We start from the raw sequence: 337 nt of genomic DNA on the forward strand, positions 1-337 counted from the left end.
CTCTTGAAAAGATTCTAAACACGTTCTTAGAGGGCTAGATTACGAAACCTGGTCGATTAATAATATCTTCTTGTCTTTTTTGCAAAATATAAGTGTATAAGGAATTATACAAACTCTTTTTGATTTCGTCGGATTCATTGAGAAAAGCTTCAAACAACTCTTGAATATCAACTTGCCAAGGATCAACGAGCATTTCATCAATTAGTTTTAATACTTTTTTCGTCCATTTTAATTACTCCTAACATCAAAATAATGATTTCAGTTTAGATACGCAGTTCTTACAGTTAGTTATTCAAATTTTGTTGCCAGGTTTATGAAGATTCTCTGCATAAAGCAA

General features: G+C 30.9%; 1 pseudogene. It reads right to left on the reverse strand.

From position 1 onward, the window contains the following. Positions 1 to 34: 34 nt before the first annotated feature. Positions 35 to 245: pseudogene (locus MMY95_RS15725) on the reverse strand (hypothetical protein). Between the last annotated feature and the right edge of the window lie 92 nt (positions 246 to 337).

The sequence above is a fragment of the Lactiplantibacillus sp. ME-2 genome (genome assembly GCF_022549155.1).
In the GTDB taxonomy this organism is placed as follows: domain Bacteria; phylum Bacillota; class Bacilli; order Lactobacillales; family Lactobacillaceae; genus Lactiplantibacillus; species Lactiplantibacillus plantarum.